This window comes from Rhodobacter viridis (assembly GCF_003217355.1).
Lineage (GTDB): Bacteria > Pseudomonadota > Alphaproteobacteria > Rhodobacterales > Rhodobacteraceae > Rhodobacter > Rhodobacter viridis.
Window position 1 is genome coordinate 20,194 of record NZ_QJTK01000013.1, and the last position, 16,383, is coordinate 36,576.

A 16,383-nucleotide genomic window follows, 5' to 3' on the forward strand; every position below is an offset into this window, starting at 1 on the left:
GTGGCCGCAATCGACGCGAACCTTGCGCCGCCGCCGCCGCGTCGCCAGACCCGTCCCCTTTCCGGGGGCGGGTTTGCGTGGGTTCTGGCCAGCGCGCTGGTGGCGGCTCTGGTGATCGCGCCGGTTCTCGCGCTGATCTGGCAAGCGGCGCAGGGCTCGACCGGGCTTTGGAGCCATCTTTGGGCGCATGTTCTGGCGCCCGCGCTGGGGCAAACCGCGCTGTTGCTGGCCGGGGTCGGGCTGGTGGTCACGGTGCTTGGCACGGGGCTTGCCTGGCTTGTCGCGGCGCATGACTTTCCGGGCCGCCGCTGGCTCGATTGGGCGCTGCTGTTGCCGCTGGCGGTGCCAAGCTACATCATCGCCTTCGTCTATCTCGAACTCTCACATCCGCTTGGCCCGCTGCAGGAGGGGCTGCGGGCGATGCTGGGCTACAGCTCGCCGCGCGAATTTCGCCTGCCCGACATCCGCTCGCTTGCGGGGGCGATTTTCCTTTTGGGGCTGGTGCTTTACCCCTATGTCTATCTGCCGGTGCGGGCGATGTTCGCGATGCAGGCGGCGGGGCTTCTCGAGGCCGGGCGGATGCTTGGCTGCACCCGCGCGCGGCTTTTCACCCGGCTGGCGCTGCCGCTGGCCCGCCCGGCCATCGCGGTGGGGGCAAGCCTTGCGCTGATGGAAACGCTCAACGACATCGGCGCCGCGGAATTCCTTGGCGTGCGCACCCTCACCGTCTCGATCTATGCCACCTGGGTCACCCGGTCGGACCTGCCCGGGGCGGCGCAGATTGCGCTTGTCATGCTGGTGGTGGTGGCGGGGCTCGTTGCCTGCGAGCGGCTGGCGCGGCGGCAGCAGCGGTTTGCGGGCGGGGCCCAGCGGATCCGCCCGCTGGAGCCGGTTCGGCTGGCGGGCCTTGCCGGCTGGGGGGCGCTGGGGCTTGGCCTTGTGCCGGTGGCGCTGGGCTTTGGCGCGCCGCTGATCTGGCTGCTGTCCGAGGCGGGCAGCCGCATCGCCAGCGCCGGGATTTCCGCGCAGCTTTGGGCGGAACTGCGCGCCACCCTTTGCCTTGCGGGGTCCGCCACGCTGGCGGTTTTGATCGGCGGGATGGCCGTCAGCTTTGCCGCCCGGCTGGTGCCGGGGCGACTGACCGAGACGCTGGGGCGGCTTGCCAGCCTTGGCTATGCGATGCCCGGAACCGTGGTGGCGCTGGGGGTTCTGGTGCCGACGGGGGCGCTGGATCGGTGGATCGACCGGGGCACCGAGGCCGCTTTCGGGCAGGGCACGGGGCTTTTGCTGATCGGATCGGGGGTGGCGCTTGGCTATGCCTATCTGGTGCGGTTTCTGGCGATTTCGGTGGGCGGCGTTGAAAGCGGTCTGGCGCAGATCCCCCGCGCGCTCGATCACGCCGCGCGCAGCCTTGGGCACGGGCCGGGGGCCAGCCTGCGCCGCCTGCATCTGCCGCTGCTGCGTCCCGCGCTCATCGCCGCGGCGCTGCTGGTTTTTGTCGATACGATGAAGGAGCTGTCGGCCACGCTGCTGCTGCGTCCGCTTGGCGTCGAGACTTTGGCCACCCATCTTTACGGCGAGGCGGCGCGTGGCAGTTACGAAGACGGCGCCATTGCCGCGCTTGCCATTGTCGCCGCAGGCATCGGCCCGGTCATCGCGCTGTCCCGGATCGGGCGGGCAAAACCGGGGGGCTGAGGCGCACGGGCGGGATCAGACCCCGCGCGCCCCTGCGATCAACCAGCAGGCGGGCCCCGTCACACAGGCGACGCATGTCAGCCGCCAGTGCCGATCGGGCACGGCTCGCCACGCATCAAAGCGCCGAGGTCGTCTAGGAATCGATCCGTGCGATGAGCGCGATCGAAGACGGGTCGGAACGGATCGCCCGCATCCTGTCGGTGATCGATGACATCGCCGTCCAGACCAACCTTCTGGCGCTGAACGACATGGCCCGTCAGCTCTGGGATGCGATGGTGGCCTTCAAATCGACCGAGGCCACGGCCGAGTTGCAACCTTTCCGCCGCGCCAGCCGAGCAGGGCCAACAGCCCCCGGGGGTCGCTTGCCGACCTCCGGGGGATCGGATTTGCCCCTATCGCTTCGCCGTCGTGCTGCGGCGCCGGTTTTCCGAGCGGCGCACCAGCACGTAGGTCGTCCAACCCACCAGTCCCGATCCGAGCAGGAAGCCCAGATAGGCGATCGGCCAGGGGATCGACTGCGTCATCATGCTGAACTCGGACATGCCGCCGATGCCTGCCAGCACGTTGATCGGCATGATCACCACCGAGAACATCGTCAGTTGCTGCACGCGCCGGTTCTGGTTGATGTTGATGAAACCGATCGTCGCATCCATCAGGAAGTTGATCTTGTCGAAGAGAAACGCCGTATGGCTGTTCAGGCTGTCGATATTGCGCAGGATCTGCTTGCAATCGACGAATTGCTCGCCCGACAAGGCCTTGATCTGGATGAGAAATGCCAGCGCCCTTTGCGTGTCGAGGATATTCGAGCGGATCCGCCCGTTCAGGTCTTCCTCCTCGGCGATATCGGCCAGAACCGCCGCCGCCTCGGCATCCGACATCTTTTCCGACAGCACATGTTTGCCCGCGCGGCTCAGCGTCTTGTAGATATCCTCGAGCGAGTCCGCGGAATATTGCACGTCGGCGCCGTAAAGGCTGAGCAGCAGATCGAAGCAATCCTTGGTCGTGTCGGCCATGGTGCCGATCTGGCGCCGATGCAGCCGAAACACCGGCAATTCCTCGTTGCGCAGCGAAAACAGGATGCCGCGATGCACGATGAACGCCACCGGTACCGAGCGCGAATTGCCCTCGCGGTCGAGCAGGAAGTTCGAATGCAGATGCAGCTCGCCCCCCTCCTCGATGTGAAAGCGCGAGGTGACCTCGAGATCGGTGGTATCGCCCGGGTCGGGCAGCGCCAGCCCGAAGAGCTCGCCCACATAGGCCCGCTCGGCCGCAGAGGCATTCAGCATGTCGATCCAGAACGGCGTCACATCCTTCAGATCGCTCTTGCGGGTGACGCTGATCTGGCGCAGCCGGCCGTCCTTCAGTTCGAAGGCATGGACGTGATTGGCGGAAAACCGCGGCTCGTGCAGCCCGGCAAGCCGCTCGCGCAGATCGGCGTCCAGCTCCCACAGGATCTCGTTCTGCCGCTCTTCGGAAATGCGCTGCCAGACCTGCGACGCTTCCTCGAGCGGCAGGTCCTGCAACAGGCCCGCAATCTGCGCCACCGAGAGACCGGCCAGGGTGCGCTCGATCTCGACCAGATGCTGACGCTGCAGGATGGTCTCGACGACCTCCTGATTGCTGCTCTGGTTGCTGCGCACCAGATCTTCGACAAGGCGCTGCTTGCGCAGCAAATCCCGAATGGTGTCCACGAACATTTCGCCACCACCTTTCCTTGCCCGCCGCTCTGGCAGAAACCTGCGCGTCAGGCAATCCTTTCGGCACGCCCGGATCGGGCCTTGAGGCCGAGGCCGCGGGGCGCGGACCGCCACGCCCCATTGCCGGGTATCGAATCCGCCCTAAAGTCCGGTAAAGGCCCCCTCGCCTTCCGGGATTGCCGGGCGAGAGGATGCCAGCGGAGGATGTGCCGATGATCCCTGACCTCGACCCGACGCGGGACCTGAGTTTCACCCGTCCACTCGCCGCGCCGCGACGGCTGATCTGGGAGTGCTGGACCCGCCCCGAGCACATCCCGCAGTTCTTCATCCCCGCCCCGAACCGGGTGACGGCGGTGGCGATCGAGCTGCGCATCGGCGGCCGCTTCGACACCACCTTTGACGTGGCGGGGCAAAGGATCGACAACCGCGGCGTCTATCTGGAGATCGTGCCGCAGGAAAAGCTTGTCTTCACCGACAGCTACACCGAGGGCTGGGTGCCCGCGCCCGAGCCCTTCCTGACCGCGATCCTGCTTTTCGCCGATGCCCCGGATGGCGGCACGCTTTACACCGCGATTGCCCGCCACCGCAGCGCCGAGGCCTGCCAGCAGCACGCGGCGATGGGCTTCTTCGAGGGCTGGGGCATCGTGGCGGACCAGCTTGAAGCCTATGCGAAAACGCTGAGGACATGAGCGATCTCGTCGCCCGCGCCTGAAGCGTGGCCCGGCGGGAGGCGGTTTCCGCCTAGAACAGCGCCAATTCGCGCAGCAACGCGGGCCAGGCGGCAAGGCGGGCCTTGGCGCGGGCGGGGTCCTGTGCCGCGACGGAATGCGTCACAAGGCTCAGAAGCGAGGCCAGCGGCCCCGAGCTTTCGACATAGGCATGGGCCTTCGAGCTGACAAAGAACACATGCGGCGTCAGCGCCGCCGCCCAGGTGTTCAGCTCGTCCGTCAGCACCACGACCGCCATCCCCTGCGCCCGCGCCAGCCGCACCAGCGGCTCGGCCTCGCGCGCATAGGGGATGATGTCGATCAGGATCAGACAGCGCGTCTCGGCCGGGTCCGGCGCCAGCCATTCCGCCAGCCCCGAGTCATGCGCCGCGACGAAGCGCACCCGGTCGCGCAGGATCGACAGCCGCCGCGCGAAATCCGCCGCCGCCCCCTTCACTGTCTGAAAGCCGGTGACGAAGACCCCGTCGGCGGCATGAATCGCCGCCACCGCCTCGGCCCATTCGGGGCGGGCCACCTGCGCCGCCAGCGCCAGAACCGCCTCGGCATCGCGGCGGATGAGCGTGCCCATCTCGCCATCCAGAAGCCGCAGCCCCAGATCCGCGCCGGGCAGTTGTGCCGCGCCGCGTTCCAGCAAGTCCTCTTTCAGCGCCGCCATGCCGCGATAGCCGAGCCGCCGCAGAAACCGGCTGACGGTGATCTCGCTCACCCCGGTTTTCGCCGCGATCGTCGCGCCGGTCTCAAGGCCCAGCGCCGCCTCGTTCCGCGTCAGCCATTGCGCAAGAACTGCCTCGGATTTGGTCAGTGACCCCTCGACTGCCTGCAAACGCAGCAGAAGCGGCGAGGGAGATTGGGGCTCGGAACGGTCAGTCATGATGATGCTTGCGTCATTTCAGATCAATGTTAGCATTCTACCATAATCAGAACAAGACTCGGCGCATCGCGCCATCAGGGAGATCACTACCATGAAAAAGGCCATCGTCCTTGCCCTGTCCTGCCTTGTGGCCGGCACGGCTGCCCGGGCCGAGGAAACCCTCGCGCTTTACAACTGGGGCGACTACATCAACCCCGCCGTGCTGACGAAATTCACCGAGGAAACCGGCATCAAGGTGACGCTCGACACCTATTCCGCGAACGAGGAGATGCTGGCGAAGATCCAGGCGGGGGCGACGGGCTATGACATCGTCTTCCCCTCGGTCTGGATGCAGGACATCATGGTCAAGCTCGACCTGCTCGAACAGACGAACATCAACGCCGATCCGGCTTTTGCCAATATCGACCCGGCCTTCCTGCGCTCGAAGGAAGACCCGCAAAGCAGCTACTGCCTGCCCTATGCCTGGGGCACGGTCGGCATCTTCTACAACGAGAACGTGACCGGCCCGATCGCCGGTTGGGACGACTTCTTCGCCATTCCGCAAAAGACCGGCCAAAAGATCACGCTTCTGGATGACATGCGCGAGGTGCTCGGCATGGGGCTGATCATGACCGGGCATTCGGTCAATTCGACCGATCCGGCCGAGTTGAAGGAGGCCGCCGATTACGTCACCGCGCACAAGGCGGAGGTGACCGCCTTCACCTATGAATCGATGCCGCTGCTGCTGTCGGGCGATGTGGCGGCCGCGCATTACTTCGTCGGCGGCAACATGTTCTTCGTCGATCATCCCGAGATCAAATACATCATCCCGAAGGAAGGCGCGACGATGTATCAGGAAAACATCTGCGTGCTGAAGGACGCGCCGCACAAGGAGGCCGCGCAGAAATTCCTGCAGTTCTACCTGCGCCCCGAAATCGCCGCGCTGAACGTCTCGCAGCAGTTCAACGGCACGCCGAACCGCCCGGCGAATGACCTGACGCCCGATTTCATCAAGTCGAACCCGAACATCAACGTGCCCGCCGAGACGCTGGCGCGGCTGCAGATCTTTGCGGATCTGGGCAAGGCGCTGAAGCTTTACGACCGCGCCTGGAACGCGATCCGCACGGCGCAGTGATCCGATGTCCCGGTCCCGACTTCTTGACATCCGCGCGGCGCGGCGGCTGTTCACCACCCCCGAGGGCAAAAGCTTCGCCGCGCTCGACGGGGTGGATCTTGCGGTGGACGAAGGCGAATTCGTCACCCTGCTTGGCCCCTCGGGCTGCGGCAAGACCACGCTTTTGCGCGCGATTGCCGGGTTCGAGGAGCTGGACGAGGGGGTGATCCGCCTTGACGGGGCGGATCTCTCCGGCCTGCCGCCGCATCGCCGCCCGGTGAACACGGTGTTTCAGTCCTATGCGCTTTTCCCGCACATGAGCGTGGCCCGCAACGTCGGCTATGCGCTCGAGGTGCAGGGCGCCCCCCGGGCCGAGCGCGAGGCCGAGGTGGCGGCGGCGCTGGAAAAGGTCGGGCTCGCGGGTCTGGGCACCCGCCGCCCGGCGCAACTGTCGGGCGGGCAGCGGCAACGGGTGGCGCTGGCCCGGGCGATCGTCGCGAAGCCGCGGCTTTTGCTGCTCGATGAGCCGCTCTCGGCGCTGGATCGCAACCTGCGCCAGCAGATGCAATTCGAGCTGAAGGATCTGCAGCACCGGCTCGGCATCGCCTTCGTCTTCGTCACCCATGATCAGGAAGAGGCGCTGACGATGTCCGATCGCATCGTCGTCCTGCGCGCGGGCAAGGTCGAGCAGGCCGCCCCCCCGCGCGAGATCTATCGCCACCCGAAGACCCGCTTCGTCGCGGAATTCATCGGCGAGACGAACCTGCTGCCTGCCCGGGTCGAGGGGATTTCCGGCGCGCAGGCGCTGCTGTCGCTGCCCGGTGGCCAAAGCCTGCAGGCCGAGGCGGCGGGGCTGGAACCGGGTCGCACTGTCACCGCCGTGCTGCGCCCCACCGATATCACGCTCGGCACGGGCGATCTGGCGGGCACGCTTCTGCGCGCCGATTTCATGGGCGCGGACCGGCATCTGCGCGTCGCGCTGGAGGGCGGCCCCGAGATCAGCGTGATCGCCCGCGACACCGCCGTGCTGCCGCAACCGGGCACCAGGCTGCACCTGGGCTGCGATCCGGCGCTGGTCCATGTGATGGAGGAGCCGACATGACCCACCGCGACCGGCTGCATCTTTGGGGCCTGCTCGGCCCGGTGACGCTGTTCCTTGGCGTCTTCTTCCTGATCCCGCTGCTGACGATCGCCCTCTATTCCATCCTCACGCCCGGGCTGTACGGCGGTGTGGAATGGGCCTTTTACCACTGGAACTATGGCCGCATCTTCGGCTGGGCCGATGGCATCGACGAGGTGTTCGAGCCGGTCTATCTGCAGATCCTTGCCCGCTCGCTCGGGCTGGCGCTGACGACCGTGCTGCTGTGCCTTGCGATCTGCTACCCGGTCGCCTTCTGGGTCGCGTGGCTGCCGCAACGCTGGCGGATGCTGTTTCTGTTCCTGATCGCCCTGCCCTTCTTCGCCAGCCTGATCGTGCGGCTTTACGCCTGGCTTCTGATCCTGAAACCCTCGGGCCTTCTGAACACCGTGCTGCTGGCGACGGGGCTGATCTCCGAGCCGCTCGACCTGCTGTACACCCCCTCCGCGGTGGTGCTGGGCATGGTCTACATCTTCCTGCCGTTCATGTTCCTGCCGCTTTTCGCCGCCATCGACACGCTCGACGCGGCGCTGATCGAGGCCTCGGCCGATCTGGGCGCAAAACCCTGGCAGACCTTCCTCAAGGTGATTTTCCCGATGACCCTGCCCGGCGTCGTCGCCGGATCGGTGATCGTCTTCATCCCGGCGGTGGGCAATTTCATCGTGCCGGACATTCTGGGCGGCGCCAAGGGGCTGATGACCGGCAACCTGATCGAGCAGCAATTCCTGTCCTCGCGCAACTGGCCGTTTGGCTCGGCGCTCGCCATGGTGGTGATGGCGGTGGTGCTGGGCGCGCTGACGATCTTCGCGACGCGGGCGAAAAAGGCGGGGGGTGCGGCATGAAACGGTCTTTCCTGACGCTCTTCGCGCTTGGCTTCTTTGCCTTCCTCTACGTGCCGCTTTTCGTCATCATCGGCTATTCCTTCAACGCCAACCCGGTCAACATGCTGATCTGGGACGGATTTACCCTCGACTGGTATCGCGGACTTCTGGGCCTTGGCACACCCGGCCTCGATGCGCAAAACCGCGGCATCTACATCGAAAGCACGCCGCAACTGCTGGCGGCGCTGAAGACCTCGTTGATCGTCGCCTGTTCGACCACGGTGATCTCGACGATCTTCGGCACCTCGCTCGCCCTTGCGCTGGCGCGGTTTCAGTTTCGCGCCAAGCCGCTTTACACGGGCGGGCTGATGCTGCCGATCATGATGCCCGACATCGTGCTGGGCATCGGCCTCTTGATCTTCTTCTCGACGATCGGCCTCAGGCTCTCGATCCTGACCATCGTGCTCGGCCAATGCACTTTCCTGACCTCCTATGTCTGCATCACCGTGCAGGCGCGGCTCGCGGGGCTTGACCCCGCGCTCGAGGAGGCCTCGGCCGATCTCGGTGCCAATGCCTGGACGACCTTCCGCAAGGTGACGCTGCCGCAGCTCGCCCCCGGACTGGTGGGCGGTGCGCTGCTGGCCTTCATCATCTCGATGGATGATCTCGTGATCACCTATTTCATCTCCGGCACCGGCTCGCAGACCCTGCCGATCTATATCTTCGGCATGATCCGGCGCGGCGTGAAGCCCGAGATCAATGCCATTGCCACCCTTATCATCCTTGCCTCCATGCTGGTCGCGGCCCTCGGGCTGTGGCTGCGCGCGCGGCAAGATCGGAGCTGACCCATGACCAAATCCCGCGCCCGCGATCTGGGCCTGCCCTTTCCGGGCACCCCCGGCCCCTGCAATGCGATCACCGATGTTCCCGGCGTCGAGGTCGGCTTTTGCACCCTCACCGACCCGGCGCAAAAGCTGCGCACCGGCGTCACCGCAATCTTGCCGCGCGGGCGGGCGCCCGAGCCGGTGCCGGTCATGGCCGGGCATTACGCGCTGAACGGCAATGGCGAGATGACCGGCACGCATTGGATCGACGATGCGGGCTATTTCCTTGGCCCGGTCCTGATCACCAACACCCATGCGGTCGGCGCCTGCCATACCGCCGCGGTGCAATGGATGATCGACATGTATCCGGCGCATTTCCGCGCCCATGCCTGGGCGATGCCGGTGGTGGCCGAGACCTATGACGGCGTGCTGAACGACATCACCCGGCTTGCCGTCACGCCCGATCACGCCCGCGCGGCCCTCGATGCCGCCGCCCCCGGCCCGGTGACCGAAGGCTCGAGTGGTGGCGGCAACGGCATGATCGCCTACGAGTTCAAGGGCGGCACCGGCACCGCCTCGCGCCGGGTCTCGGTGGGCGGCGACTGGACGGTGGCGGCGCTCGTGCAGGCGAATTTCGGCCTCCGGCCCTGGCTTTCCGTATTGGGCAAGCCGGTCGGGCAGATGATGACCGAGGACCGGCTGATCGAGACCGAGACCGGCTCGATCATCGTCGTCCTTGCCACCGATGCGCCGCTCTCCGCGCTGTCGCTGCGCGCGCTGGCCAAACGCGCGGCGCTTGGAATCGGCCGCTCCGGCACGGTCGGCGGCAACAGCTCTGGCGATATTTTCCTTGCGTTTTCAACGGCCAATCCGCAGCCGATGGCGGCGCGGGCGGAAAAGCTGCGGACCGTGACCGAACTCAACCCGGAACATCTCGACCCGATCTATCAGGCCGCGGTCGAGGCGGTGGACGAGGCGGTGATCAACGCGCTTGTCGCGGGCGAGGATGTGGCCACGGTGAACCCGCCCGGGCGGGTTTGCCGCGCCATCGACCGCGAGGCGCTGCGCCAGCTTTTCGGCTGAGCGCAGCGGGCGCGCTCAATACCACATGTCGGGCATGCCCCCCTTGCGCCGCGCAATGAAGTCGCGCAGCGCCGCATCGATGCCCGCATCAAGCGGCGGCGCCTGATATTCGGCCAGACGCTTCTTCCAGAGCCGGTTGGCGCGGGTGGCGGCATCGGTCGAGCCCTCGGATTGCCATTTCTCGAAGGGCTCGTTGTCGGCCAGATCGCTTTCCCAGAACGCGCCTTCGTAATGGGCGAGCGTATGGGCACAGCCGAAGAAATGCCCGCCCGGACCGACCTCGGCAAAGGCGGGCAGCGCCAGCTGATCGTCGTCGACCTGCACGCCCTTGAGATAGCTGTGCAGCGCCCCGCACAGATCGGCATCCATCATGAATTTCTCGTAGGACATCGACAGAAGCCCGTCGAGGAAACCCGCCGAATGCAGCACGAAATTCGCGCCGCATTGCACCGCGGCGAGCATCGACATCACGCCCTCGGTCATCGCCTGCGCATCGGGCAGTTTCGAGGTGGTGAAGTTGCCCGAACAGCGCAGGGGCAGATTGAGCCTGCGCGCAAGCTGTCCGATCACCAGTGACCCCACCGCCGGTTCCGGCGTGCCGAAGGTCGGGCTGCCCGAGCGCAGGTTCATCGACGACAGGAAATTGCCGAAGACCACCGGCGCGCCGGGGCGTTCGAGCTGCGTCAGCGCGCAGCCCGCCATCGTCTCCGCGACCGCCTGCGCAATCGCCCCGGCCGAGGTGACCGGCCCCATCGCCCCGCCCAGGATGAAGGGCACCAGAACGCAGCCCTGCCCGGCGCGGGCGTAAGCGCGCATCCCCCGCGTCACCGCACCGTCCCAGACCAGCGGCGAATTGACGTTGAAGTTGCCCATGATGACACAGTTTTGCGCCACGAAATCGGCGCCAAAGACGAGGCGCGACATCTCGATGCTGTCTTCGACCCGCTCGGGCGCCGTGACCGACCCAAGAAAGGCGCGGTCGGAATAGCGCAGATGGGCATAGACCATGTCCATGTGGCGCTTGTTCACCGCAACATCGGTCGGCTCGCAGATCGTGCCGCCGGAATGGTGAAACCACGGCGAGGATTGCGCCAGCTTGATGAAATTCTCGAAATCCTCGAGCGTGCCGAAGCGGCGGCCGCGGTCGAGATCCATCACGAAGGGCGAACCGTAAGAGGGCGCGAAGACGATATTCTTGCCGCCGATGCGGACGTTGTTCGCGGGGTTGCGGGCGTGCTGGGTGAACTCCGCCGGCGCGGTCTTCAGGATCTCGCGCAGCATCCCCGGGGGGAACCGCACCCGCTCGCCCATGATCTCGGCCCCGGCCTTGCGGAACAGCGCCAGCGTCTCGGCATCGTCGCGGAACTCGATCCCGGTTTCGGCCAGAAGCCGGTCGATCGCGGTCTCGATCTTGATCAGGTTTTCCTCGCCCATCACGTCATAGGTAGGGATGCCGCGCACGATATAGGCGCAGCCAAGATCGGTGCGGGGGGCAGCGCGTTCGGCGGCCCGGCTGGCGCGACCGGCGCGTTTGCGGGATTCGGCAGCGGGTTGCGGGGCGGCAAGAGTGGTGGGGGCGTCCATCGGGCTCTCCTCGTGGCTTTCGATCAGACTAGCCCCGCCCCCGCCGCTTGTGGCGTGCAGTAATTTTCCCGAAATCCATCAGCTTTCGTTATGCGTATCGGCAAAGCAGGCGGCGATCCAATCGATGAAGCCGCGCGCCTCGGGGCCGGGATCGGCACCGGTCGGCACCAGCAGGTGATAGGATTCGGGCGGGCAGAGCCCCGCCGTGCCCAGCCGCACCAGCCGTCCCTCGGCCAGCGCGCCACCCAAGAGCATCTGCCAGCCAAGCGCCACCCCCTCGCCCGCGATCGCCGCCTCGATCGCGTCAGCGTAATGGGTGAAGCGCAGCCGCGACAGATCCGAGGCGCGGCCAAGCTCCGGCCCAAGCCCGGCGCCGCGCGCGAACCCCCGCCACGACAGCCACGAGGGCGTGATCATGTCGGCCGCAATCACCGGCAGCGTGGCCGGATCGACGGTCTCGGCCCGCGCCCCGAAGCGGTCGAGAAGCTTCGGGCTGGCCACCGGAAAGACCGCATCGCGGCAGCTGGCCAGACTGACGCCATCGGCAAAGGGCGCGATGCCATAGCGGATCGCAACATCCAGCCGGTCGCGGCGCAGATCGCTTGGCGCATCCTCGGCCACCAGTTTCAGCTTCACCTCGGGGTAAAGCGCCCGAAACGCGGCCAGCCGCGGCATCAGCCAGAAATGGCTGAAGGCAAGGCTGGTGCCGATGGTCAGGCTGTGCGGCGCGGCCGTTTCGCGGATCGCCTCGATCGCATCGGCCATCCGCCCGAAAGCCCCGGTCACCGCCCCTGCGAGCGCCACCCCAGCCGGGGTCAGGACGACGCGCCGATGCGCGCGCAGAAAGAGCGCGCAGTGCAGATCGGTCTCCAAAAGCTTGATCTGGCGGCTGACGGCGGCCTGCGTCACCCCCAGTTCCGTCGCGGCCAGCGTGAAGCTTTCCAGCCGTGCCGCCGCCTCGAAGGTCGCCAAAGCGCCGAGCGACGGCACCGCGCGCCGCAGATTTGCCATTCCCCTCTCCCAACCATGACATAAGGTTATCCATAGCTGATTTTTTCGAACGTTGTGAAAATTCCGCCCCCCGGCAAGACTTTGCCAAAAGGGAGATCCCATGACGCACCATCGCCACCTGCTTTCCCCCCTCGATCTGCGCGGCCAACGCTTACGCAACCGCATCGTCTTTGGCGCGCATACGAACAACATGGCCGAAAACGGCCTGCCGGGCGCGCGGACCGGCGCCTATCTGCTGGAGCGTGCCTTGGGCGGCGCGGCCATGATCGTGGCCGAGCCGATGCCGGTGCACCGCACCGCCGTGCTGACCCGGGGCAACTACCGGCACGACAGCGACGCGGTGATCGCCCCCTTCCGCGCCATCACAGAACCCGTGCGCGATGCGGGCGCGGTGATCTTGCAGCAGCTTTACCACACCGGCGCGCATGGCGATTCCGACCTGTCCTTCGCACCGCATTGGTCACCCTCGGGCCATGCCTCCTATCACGACAGCGACGGCTCGCACCGGATGACCGAGGCCGAGATCGAGGAGATCATCGAGGGGCATGTCCGCGCCGCCCTGCGCTGTCAGCAGGCGGGGTTTCAGGGCGTCGAGGTCTGGGCGGCCTATCACTCGTTGCTCGATCAGTTCTGGACGCCGTGGTCGAACACCCGCGACGACCGCTGGGGCGGCAGTCTGGAAAACCGCACCCGGCTGTCGCGCACGATCATCGAGCGGATCCGCCGCGCCTGTGGCGAGGATTTCCTCATCGGCCTTGCCGTCTCCACCTCGGATGCGCAGACGGTGACGCTGTCGGTCGAAAGCCTGCTCGAAATCACCGCGCTGCATGATGCGAGTGGCCACGTCGATTACATCACCTGCGGGCACGGCGGGTATCTGGATTTCGAGCGGCTGATGCCGACCTTTCTTTACGGCGAAAAGCTGACCGCCCCGGTGACCGAGCAGATGAAGGCGGTGGTCAAGCACGCGAAGATCATCTCCGAAGCCCATGTTCGCACGCCGGAAAATGCCGAGGCGGTGATCGCCGCGGGTCAGGCGGATCTGGTCTCGATCGTGCGCGGGCAGATCGCCGATCCGCATCTGGCGCGCAAGGTGGCCGAGGGCCGGGCCGAGGATGTGCGCGGCTGCATTTCCTGCAATCAGATGTGCTGGGGGCGGCGCTCGCGCGATTACTGGATTTCCTGCCTGATCAATCCCTCCGCCGGGCGGGAGTTCGAGTGGGGCGGCGATCGCTTCACACCGGCCGAGATGCCGCAAGATGTGCTCGTCGTCGGCGCCGGTCCTGCGGGGCTTGAAGCCGCGCGGGTGGCGGCCGAGCGCGGCCACCGGGTCGAGATCGTCGAGGCCGGGTCGCAGATCGGCGGGCAGTTTCGGCTGGCCGGGATGCAGCCGCGCCGGGGCCAGATCCTAGAGCTGTTCGACTGGTATGAACGGCAATTCACGCGGCTGGGCGTGACGCTGCGGCTGAACACCTTCCTCGAGGCGGATGAGATCGCAGCCCATCCGGCGCCGGTGGTGGTGCTGGCCACCGGCTCGCTGCCCGATCCGGAGGCGGGCCAACGCTGGCTGCCTGCCGAACCGGAACTGCCGGGTCTGGCGCGCGGCAATGTCTGGTCGGCCGAGGAGGCGATGCGACGCGAGGCGCGGCTGGGTGAGACCGTGCTGCTCTATGACGAGGGCGGCAGCTGGCGCGGCGTCGGCACCGCCTGGACCTTGGCCGAGCGCGGGCATCGCGTCGTGCTGGCGACGCCCGATCCCTATGTCGGGCGCGAGATCACCCGCACCTCGGCCGATGGCCCGGCGCGGGCACGGCTGGCGAAACTCGGCGCGCGGATGATCCCCGAGCATGTGATCGCCGCCTGGCACGGCGACGGCGCGACCCTGCGCAGTCTGCTCACCGGGGCCGAGGACCGGATCGAGGCCTCGGCTCTGGTGATGGCGACGACGAATATCGCCTTCGACCCCTGCCCCGAGACCTTGCCCGGCAAGGTTTTGCACCGCATCGGCGATTGCGCGACCCCGCGGCAGGCGCCCTTTGCCTTTCACGACGGCCGGGCCTGCGGGCGCGCGCTCTGAACGCGCGGCGGGCAGGTCGTTTTCCGCCCCCTGCCCGCCGCATGTCGCTTTTTCGCGTGATCGCTTCGCGGAATCGACTGTGGAAACGCGGCTTTCACGGCCTGATGGAGCGGCACAACAGGAGGGCAGAGCATGGGAGAACTTCCGATCAGACAGGGTCGCGCCGGGGGCCGGGGCGCCAGACGCGCGCTGCGCGAGGCGCCGGATTTTGCCATGCTGCCCGCGCTGCATCGCGGCCTGCCGACCTGCGAGATCATGGATCCCGAACATGTCGCCCGCATCGATGCCGCCTCGATGGCGATCCTCGAAGACGTGGGCGTGATCTTCCGCGATCCGATCGCGCTCGCCGACTGGAAGCGCGTCGGCGCCGATGTCCGCGGCGAGCGGGTGCATCTGGACCGCGCGCTGGTGCGGCAACTGATTTCCACCATTCCGTCAAGCTGGACCTATCGCGCCCGCAACCCGGAAAAGAGCCTGCCCTTTGGCGGCAAGAACGCGATCTTCGTGCCGATGACCGGGGCGCCGTTCCTGCGCGATCTGGACGACGTGCGGCGCTGGCCGACGCTGAACGATCTCGCGATGTTCCACAAGCTCGCGCACATGTCGCCCGCGCTGCATTCAACGGCGCATCATATTGTGGAACCGATGGACAAGGTGGTGGCGCATCGCCATCTGCACATCACCTATTCCTCGATGAAACATTCGGACAAGACCTTCATGGGCATGACCACCTCGGGCAAGAACGCCGAGGATGTGATGACCATGTGCGAAATCCTGTTCGGCCGCGACGTGATGGAAACCACCCCCGTCACCACCGGCAACTGCAACGGCAACTCGCCGCTTGTCTGGGACGAAACCATGCTCTCGGCAATGCGGGCGTTCTGTTCCCGCAATCAGCCGGTGCTGTGCTCGCCCTTCGTGCTGGGTGGGGCGAACACCCCCGCCTCGGTCGCCCCGGCCGTGGCGCAGCTGAACGCCGAGGCGCTGTCGGCGCTGGCTTACACGCAGGTGATCCGCAAGGGCTGCCCGGCGATCTACGGCCATTACCTCTCGACCGTCTCGATGAAATCGGGCGCGCCGATGGCGGGAACGCCGGAAATCAGCCTGATGAACTTCATGATCGGGCAGATGGCGCGGTTTTACAACGTGCCGTGGCGGACCTCGAACCTGCTGGGCGGGGCGAAGACCTTCGACGCGCAGGCGGGTTATGAAAGCGCCATGACGATGAATGCGGTCCTGCATGCAGGCGCCAATTATATCTGGCATTCGGCGGGCTGGAACGAGGCGGGGATGCATTGCTCGGTCGCCAAGTTCGTCGTCGATGCCGAGATGTGCGCGATGGGCTATCGCATGGCCGAAGGCCCGCGCTGGGACGATTTCGACGTGGCGATGCAGGCGGTGCGCGATGTCGGCCCGGGCGGTCACTATCTGGGCCACCCGCATACGCTGGAAAACTTCGAGCGCGCCTTCTTCATGCCGAAGATGTTCGACAACAACTCGATCGAGCAATGGCAGGCCGAGGGCTCGGTGGAAATCACCGCCCGGGCGCTGGAGCACGCGAAGAAGCTGCTGGGCGACTACGAGGAACCGCGGCTTGACGCCGGGATCGACGAGGCCCTGCGCGACTTCATCGCCCGGCGCGAACGGGAAATCCCGGCCGTCGACGCGCTCAACACCGAGCACTGACACTCCCCGACTGGCCGCCCCTCGGGGCGGCCCTTTCTGTGACGCAAAAGGGGCGGCCCGCAAGCCGCCCCTTTT

13 protein-coding genes and 1 pseudogene are annotated in these 16,383 nt (G+C 66.6%); 10 read left to right on the top strand and 4 right to left on the bottom strand.

Annotation, left to right across the window (positions count from 1 at the left end; translation table 11 throughout):
• Both C8J30_RS14380 and C8J30_RS19310 read left to right on the top strand, forming a co-directional pair.
• Positions 1-1,695: an ABC transporter permease gene (locus tag C8J30_RS14380; RefSeq protein ID WP_245909835.1), complete on the top strand. Its 1,695-nt coding sequence runs from the start codon at positions 1-3 to the stop codon at positions 1,693-1,695.
• A gap of 152 nt (positions 1,696-1,847) precedes the next feature.
• Positions 1,848-1,928, top strand: a pseudogene (locus tag C8J30_RS19310) (hypothetical protein); the annotation flags it as partial.
• 159 nt (positions 1,929-2,087) lie between these two features.
• Here C8J30_RS19310 and C8J30_RS14385 read toward each other — a convergent pair.
• Positions 2,088-3,392 (bottom strand): CorA family divalent cation transporter, encoded by a 1,305-nt coding sequence (locus C8J30_RS14385; protein ID WP_110806535.1) that lies wholly within the window; start codon positions 3,390-3,392, stop codon positions 2,088-2,090.
• Between the two features lie 212 nt (positions 3,393-3,604).
• Here C8J30_RS14385 and C8J30_RS14390 point away from each other — a divergent pair, with 212 nt between their 5' ends.
• A complete protein-coding gene (locus C8J30_RS14390) occupies positions 3,605-4,081 on the top strand; it encodes an SRPBCC family protein (RefSeq protein ID WP_110806600.1) in 477 nt (158 codons plus the stop codon).
• 52 nt (positions 4,082-4,133) lie between these two features.
• Here C8J30_RS14390 and C8J30_RS14395 read toward each other — a convergent pair whose 3' ends face one another.
• A complete protein-coding gene (locus C8J30_RS14395; RefSeq protein WP_110806536.1) occupies positions 4,134-4,991 on the bottom strand; it encodes a MurR/RpiR family transcriptional regulator in 858 nt (285 codons plus the stop codon).
• Between the two features lie 91 nt (positions 4,992-5,082).
• Between C8J30_RS14395 and C8J30_RS14400 the strand changes: the two genes are divergently transcribed.
• From C8J30_RS14400 to C8J30_RS14420, 5 genes are read left to right on the top strand one after another with little or no spacing between them, the layout of a single operon-like run.
• On the top strand, positions 5,083-6,105 hold the full coding sequence (locus tag C8J30_RS14400; protein ID WP_110806537.1) for a polyamine ABC transporter substrate-binding protein: 1,023 nt from the start codon (positions 5,083-5,085) through the stop codon (positions 6,103-6,105).
• A 4-nt stretch (positions 6,106-6,109) separates the two neighbouring features.
• Entirely contained in the window at positions 6,110-7,186 is a 1,077-nt protein-coding gene (locus C8J30_RS14405) for an ABC transporter ATP-binding protein (protein WP_110806538.1), read from the top strand.
• On the top strand, positions 7,183-8,064 hold the full coding sequence (locus C8J30_RS14410) for an ABC transporter permease (RefSeq protein WP_110806539.1): 882 nt from the start codon (positions 7,183-7,185) through the stop codon (positions 8,062-8,064). Before C8J30_RS14405 ends, C8J30_RS14410 begins: the two co-directional genes overlap by 4 nt.
• On the top strand, positions 8,061-8,888 hold the full coding sequence (locus C8J30_RS14415) for an ABC transporter permease (RefSeq protein WP_110806540.1): 828 nt from the start codon (positions 8,061-8,063) through the stop codon (positions 8,886-8,888). The genes C8J30_RS14410 and C8J30_RS14415 overlap by 4 nt, the downstream gene beginning before the upstream one ends.
• A 3-nt stretch (positions 8,889-8,891) precedes the next feature.
• Positions 8,892-9,950 carry a DmpA family aminopeptidase gene (locus tag C8J30_RS14420; protein ID WP_110806541.1) on the top strand — a complete coding sequence of 353 codons (1,059 nt, stop codon included), beginning with the start codon at positions 8,892-8,894 and terminating at the stop codon, positions 9,948-9,950.
• 15 nt (positions 9,951-9,965) lie between these two features.
• Here the strand turns inward: C8J30_RS14420 and C8J30_RS14425 are convergent, their stop codons facing one another.
• Positions 9,966-11,534, bottom strand: coding sequence for a trimethylamine methyltransferase family protein (locus tag C8J30_RS14425; protein WP_110806542.1), 1,569 nt, complete (start codon positions 11,532-11,534; stop codon positions 9,966-9,968).
• A gap of 78 nt (positions 11,535-11,612) precedes the next feature.
• Complete coding sequence (locus C8J30_RS14430) at positions 11,613-12,545, bottom strand: LysR substrate-binding domain-containing protein (RefSeq protein WP_110806543.1); 933 nt, start codon at positions 12,543-12,545, stop codon at positions 11,613-11,615.
• 100 nt (positions 12,546-12,645) lie between these two features.
• On the opposite strand from C8J30_RS14430, the gene C8J30_RS14435 reads away from it, so the two are divergent.
• Both C8J30_RS14435 and C8J30_RS14440 read left to right on the top strand, forming a co-directional pair.
• Entirely contained in the window at positions 12,646-14,622 is a 1,977-nt protein-coding gene (locus tag C8J30_RS14435; RefSeq protein ID WP_110806544.1) for an oxidoreductase, read from the top strand.
• A 132-nt stretch (positions 14,623-14,754) separates the two neighbouring features.
• Positions 14,755-16,308, top strand: a complete 1,554-nt coding sequence (locus C8J30_RS14440) for a trimethylamine methyltransferase family protein (RefSeq protein ID WP_110806545.1) — start codon at positions 14,755-14,757, stop codon at positions 16,306-16,308.
• The last annotated feature ends 75 nt before the right edge of the window (positions 16,309-16,383 follow it).

What these genes read in the sequence shown, in the direction of transcription:
- C8J30_RS14385 (WP_110806535.1), bottom strand. Translation starts at nt 3,392, where the DNA reads ATGTTCGTGGACACCATTCGGGATTTGCTGCGCAAGCAGCGCCTTGTC.
- C8J30_RS14390 (WP_110806600.1), top strand. Translation starts at nt 3,605, where the DNA reads ATGATCCCTGACCTCGACCCGACGCGGGACCTGAGTTTCACCCGTCCA.
- C8J30_RS14395 (WP_110806536.1), bottom strand. Translation starts at nt 4,991, where the DNA reads ATGACTGACCGTTCCGAGCCCCAATCTCCCTCGCCGCTTCTGCTGCGT.
- C8J30_RS14400 (WP_110806537.1), top strand. Translation starts at nt 5,083, where the DNA reads ATGAAAAAGGCCATCGTCCTTGCCCTGTCCTGCCTTGTGGCCGGCACG.
- C8J30_RS14405 (WP_110806538.1), top strand. Translation starts at nt 6,110, where the DNA reads ATGTCCCGGTCCCGACTTCTTGACATCCGCGCGGCGCGGCGGCTGTTC.
- C8J30_RS14410 (WP_110806539.1), top strand. Translation starts at nt 7,183, where the DNA reads ATGACCCACCGCGACCGGCTGCATCTTTGGGGCCTGCTCGGCCCGGTG.
- C8J30_RS14415 (WP_110806540.1), top strand. Translation starts at nt 8,061, where the DNA reads ATGAAACGGTCTTTCCTGACGCTCTTCGCGCTTGGCTTCTTTGCCTTC.
- C8J30_RS14420 (WP_110806541.1), top strand. Translation starts at nt 8,892, where the DNA reads ATGACCAAATCCCGCGCCCGCGATCTGGGCCTGCCCTTTCCGGGCACC.
- C8J30_RS14425 (WP_110806542.1), bottom strand. Translation starts at nt 11,534, where the DNA reads ATGGACGCCCCCACCACTCTTGCCGCCCCGCAACCCGCTGCCGAATCC.
- C8J30_RS14430 (WP_110806543.1), bottom strand. Translation starts at nt 12,545, where the DNA reads ATGGCAAATCTGCGGCGCGCGGTGCCGTCGCTCGGCGCTTTGGCGACC.
- C8J30_RS14435 (WP_110806544.1), top strand. Translation starts at nt 12,646, where the DNA reads ATGACGCACCATCGCCACCTGCTTTCCCCCCTCGATCTGCGCGGCCAA.
- C8J30_RS14440 (WP_110806545.1), top strand. Translation starts at nt 14,755, where the DNA reads ATGGGAGAACTTCCGATCAGACAGGGTCGCGCCGGGGGCCGGGGCGCC.